The following is a 4,476-nucleotide window of genomic DNA, read 5'->3' as shown; positions in this document are numbered from 1 at the left end:
AAAACGGAAAATCACATATTTCTAGCTGCTCTTAGTTAAATTATATAAATCAACGTGTTTATCACTCTATAAATTTTTAAATGCGAAATCTCTGATAAACGATTGTCTATAGCTTTGAAATAACATCGACATTCTCTCTTGCTATCTCTAAATCTATCAAAGATGCAGCATCGCTGTCTATTACAATTGTAACATCAGGATGTAATGACAAAACAGTTGACGGAACATCTGTCGTAAGATAGCCGTTTAAAGTTTCTTTTATAGCTTTTGCTTTGTTTTTACCAGATGCCAATAATAAAATTTTCTTTGATTTCATTATCGTGCCAAGCCCCATTGTTACAGCTTTTCTCGGAACTTCGTCAATGCTTTTGAAAAATCTTTTATTTGCATTTATTGTTTCTTCTGCCAAATCCACTATATGTGTCTTTGTATTTATATAGTCATCAGGCTCATTAAAACCAATGTGCCCATTAACACCTAAACCTAGCAATTGAAGATCAATTTCTCCAAACTTTTCTATTTCCTCATCGTACAACCTGCAGTCTCTATCAAAATCGTCTGAAACCCCTTTGGGTATATGAATATTATCCTTTTTTATATTTATATGATTGAATAGATTTTCATACATGAAGTAGTGATAGCTTTGAGGATGGTCATCTGGCAGTCCTACATATTCATCAAGGTTAAAGGTTATGACGTAGGAAAAATCAATCTCTCCATTATTGTACATCCTGATTAACTCTCTATAAGTCCCAAGCGGTGTAGAACCTGTAGCAAGACCTAATACAGAATTCGCTTTTCTGTTTATCTGTTCTTTTATGATCTCCGCTGCAGTTCTGCTCATTTCATCGTAGTCATTTGTTATTATTAATCTCACAAGAATCATCCTTTCATTTTATATTAGTATTAAGTAATTTGTCTTAAGAAGAACATCAGCAGATGCTCCTATTGCGGCGGCATCTTCGTTTAGCTTTGTATATATGATCTTTACATCAAATGGGACCATTTTCTCAACAAGCCTTTTCAGATTTTCTACTATGTCAATGCCTAAGTTTATCACATCGCCTGCTATGACTATAAGCTCCGGATTTAATATGCTTATGATGTTAGCAAAACCCATGCTTAAATTTTCTATAAATTCGTTAAAAGCCCTAATGCAAATCTCATCTTTTGCCAAATAGCCATTAACAAAATCCTTTATCGTACCAAATTTTCCATTCGACATATTCTTTAGCGACGAGACAATACCTAAAAGCGATGCTTTGCTTTCAAAATACCCATAATCTTCGTAAAAATACTTTTTGTCTAAAATATCTCTGCCTATAGCCATGTAGCCAACTTCTCCTGCTGAGTATTTATGACCCCTTACCAATTTCCCGTTAATGTATATTCCAGAACCAATGCCATTTCCTACTGTTACCAAAACAAAATTGTTGACATCTTTGCATGAACCGATCCATCTTTCACCCAATGCTGCATAATTAACGCTGTTGTCGATAAATATGTCATAGTCAAACACTTCTTTTAACTTAAGAAGGAGATTAAAGTCAACCCACGAAAGCCCCGGCGCATACACTGTTCCTTTTTCTATATTTGTTATGCCAGGAGCTCCAACCCCTATGCCTGCAATATCTTCTTGATATTCTAATAGTTCTTTAATGATTTTAACTGTATTTACGAAAGCTTCATCTTTTATTCCTGTAGGTCTTTTTATCTTTTTTATTATTTTTCCTTCCAAATTTGTAAGCACTCCAATTGTATTTGTCGATTCTATATCGATGCCTATTGAAAATTTCGCATTAGGATTAAAAGTAAGCTCAATAGGTTTTCTGCCTGCGGATGCGGTATTTCCAAATCCCTCTTCAGTAACAAGCCCTTCCTTTATCAATTCATCTACTATTCCTGATACTGTCGACTTGCTCATATTAAGGATTTTTGAGATTTTCACGCGAGAAATTGGCTGCATTTTTTTAATGACATCCAAAACATTTGCCGTGTTTATATTTTTGATAAGATAATTAGTGCCTTTTCGATACTGCGTCAATCTATCACCTCCCTAATTAGTTCATAGTCCGAACCAAATTCCTTTAAAAAATTAGTTCGAGCCTCGAACTTTTATCTAATAATATTATACCATTAAAAATGTGCTTTTGTAAATAATTTTTACATACGACTTAGGAGGAATTTCTAAATTTTTGTAGAATATATGTTTTATAATTATGCAAGAAAATTAGACAGACAAAAAGCGAAAGTAGGTTAGCATATAATTATGAATAAGAGAAAAAATTTTATAGTAAAAATTGTATCAATGGCAATATTAATATTTACTTTGACTTTTACAGCAGGTTGCTCAAAAAATAACTCAAATTATCATGAAGAAAAAAGCTGGGCATTTTCTAAAATTATCATTTTAAATGGTGAGACTTATGTTGGCACATCTGATGATGTTACTTCTATTGACAAAAAAATTGGTACTATTAAATACTTTTCAACTGGCGAGACAAATATAAATGATACATTTTTTTCTAATTATTATAAAGTTGGTACTAATTTATACTCTATTCCAAATGTTAGCACAAAAGATGCAATTGCAGTAGAAATATCCAAAAATCAATATATTAAAGCAATTAACAAGCGTTTAATCCATTAAAAATTTGAAAGGAGATTAAAAAAATTGCATGTTCGTAAGCTAAGTATAGTTATTAGTATATTTATAATGTTATGTATTTTAACTTTTTTAGTGATATCTGACGTGACTTCTGAAACAAATATGGTCATATCAAAAGTAAAATCTGGACTTAATGTTGGATTGAATGACTTTTTGCTTAATGCACCTCGTACCGTAAATGCTAATGGAAATTATGGTAATGATTATATACAAAATGAAAATAGCCAATCGTTTTATTATGTGCCAAATGGAAATAACCAATCACTATGGATAATAGTATATAAAGATCTTTTGATAAACTTAAATCAAGATGAAAGTTTTCCTTTATGCAAGGTTACCAGTGTAGTTTTAGATTCAGATTTAGATACTGTTTTAGATGCTACAGCAACTGTTAATTTTCAAATTCTATTGGGATTTTCTAAAACTATTTATGTTCACCAAGAAATCAGACCTCTACCTCATTTTAAGCATATGACTGGTATGGATAAAATATAAGATATTCATTTCTCTTAAAATAAATTTTAGACTAAACGGTCTGGAAAGGAGTATTTATGACAATCAAACATAAAAATTTATGGATTTTGATATTCATTGGCTTAATTGCATTATTACTGGTTTCGTCCATTTCTAATCTTCTATTATATTTAAAATCGGTAAATATAAATAATTACCTTTCAAGGAAAGTTTTCGAAGATACCTCTGGCTTTGCATCATCAATCTTAAAAACTGATCAAATATTAAATGATTCTTTGCATAGTAAACAGATTACAGTCGGTAATGCTAACATTCTGGGAAATGAATTTTTAAATCAGAGCAATGATATTTTTGATTTGGTAGATATATATGAACATAATGCAATCGAAGAAATACCTCTGGGTAACATTATATCTTATATTCCAGAGGAATTTTCATTGTACATAAGTCGAATATTGAATAGACCTCCTCAATCATTTGACATATATGCATATAACAAAGACGAGATTATTAAATTAAATAAAGAACAATTGTCTAAGTTTACTAAAATGAAAGATATAAATGATGAATTAGTGGAAATTGTAAAAAAGAATGTGAAAGGACTAACAACATATGGGATAGAAAATAATGCTGATTTTACTCCTTCGAATGCTATTAAAAATCCGTTGTGGAAAAAACTAATTAACGATATTGTAGACTACAAAAATAAAATTCATTGGTCCCCCGGTTTTAGATTGAATTAATAAGTTAAAGTTGTATAATAATTCTAAAGTTAGAATGTTTCAACACATTACATTAAGAGGTGTTATTTATGAAAGACAATGAGCCGAATAAAAAAAATGAATTTGAGAAGGAATTAGATGACCTAAAAGAATGGGAGGAAAACCAGTACAACCCCGGCTATTATATAGGAACAGGGCGGATTCCTGAACCCATAAAAGGAGTTGGCAAATACCATTTTATACAAATAATCATTGGCTTGATAATATTATTACCCATAATAGTTGCCATAATCGATGAGACAAATGTGCTAAATATAATAGCATTTATAATACCCGCCATAATTGGGTTTTCTCTCGTTTACGGAGGAATAATAAAATTAATAAACATGAAAAAAATTAGAAAAGGAAACAAGATGCATTGACATAATTTTTTGACTTATTATATAATGAAGTTATGACTTTTAAAAAATATTATATAATTTATCTATCTAGAGTGATTTCGGAAACTAATTTCCAACGTCATACTATGGCATAAATTAAAAATTAGATACAGAAAATAACAAAGCCTTTGCGATAAAATACTGAAAAGAGGAAAGAAAATGTAAAATAATG

At 30.4% G+C, this 4,476-nt stretch carries 6 protein-coding genes; 4 read left to right on the top strand and 2 right to left on the bottom strand.

Annotated elements, in window-relative coordinates:
* Positions 1-106 precede the first annotated feature (106 nt).
* Both nagB and HNR52_RS11985 read right to left on the bottom strand, forming a co-directional pair.
* Complete coding sequence (gene nagB / locus HNR52_RS11990) at positions 107-877, bottom strand: glucosamine-6-phosphate deaminase (protein ID WP_435620706.1); 771 nt, start codon at positions 875-877, stop codon at positions 107-109.
* Between the two features lie 18 nt (positions 878-895).
* Positions 896-2,044, bottom strand: coding sequence for an ROK family transcriptional regulator (locus HNR52_RS11985; protein ID WP_435620705.1), 1,149 nt, complete (start codon positions 2,042-2,044; stop codon positions 896-898).
* A 225-nt stretch (positions 2,045-2,269) separates the two neighbouring features.
* Here HNR52_RS11985 and HNR52_RS11980 point away from each other — a divergent pair, with 225 nt between their 5' ends.
* The 4 genes from HNR52_RS11980 (at position 2,270) to HNR52_RS11965 (ending at position 4,286) form a co-directional block, all read left to right on the top strand.
* Positions 2,270-2,650: a hypothetical protein gene (locus tag HNR52_RS11980; RefSeq protein WP_435620704.1), complete on the top strand. Its 381-nt coding sequence runs from the start codon at positions 2,270-2,272 to the stop codon at positions 2,648-2,650.
* Positions 2,651-2,740: 90 nt separating this feature from the next.
* Entirely contained in the window at positions 2,741-3,163 is a 423-nt protein-coding gene (locus HNR52_RS11975) for a hypothetical protein (protein ID WP_435620703.1), read from the top strand.
* A 56-nt stretch (positions 3,164-3,219) separates the two neighbouring features.
* Positions 3,220-3,885 (top strand): hypothetical protein, encoded by a 666-nt coding sequence (locus tag HNR52_RS11970; protein ID WP_435620702.1) that lies wholly within the window; start codon positions 3,220-3,222, stop codon positions 3,883-3,885.
* A gap of 68 nt (positions 3,886-3,953) precedes the next feature.
* Positions 3,954-4,286 carry a hypothetical protein gene (locus HNR52_RS11965; protein ID WP_435620701.1) on the top strand — a complete coding sequence of 111 codons (333 nt, stop codon included), beginning with the start codon at positions 3,954-3,956 and terminating at the stop codon, positions 4,284-4,286.
* Positions 4,287-4,476: the final 190 nt, after the last annotated feature.

Source organism: Thermoanaerobacterium thermosulfurigenes, assembly GCF_051201035.1.
GTDB classification, from domain to species: Bacteria; Bacillota; Thermoanaerobacteria; order Thermoanaerobacterales; family Thermoanaerobacteraceae; genus Thermoanaerobacterium; species Thermoanaerobacterium thermosulfurigenes.
The sequence above is the reverse complement of the archived record's forward strand: the minus strand, read 5'-3'. Positions and strand labels throughout refer to the sequence as shown.

Coding starts and splice junctions, on each gene's coding strand:
- HNR52_RS11980 (WP_435620704.1), top strand. CDS start 2,270: ATGAATAAGAGAAAAAATTTTATAGTAAAAATTGTATCAATGGCAATA.
- HNR52_RS11965 (WP_435620701.1), top strand. CDS start 3,954: ATGAAAGACAATGAGCCGAATAAAAAAAATGAATTTGAGAAGGAATTA.
- HNR52_RS11970 (WP_435620702.1), top strand. CDS start 3,220: ATGACAATCAAACATAAAAATTTATGGATTTTGATATTCATTGGCTTA.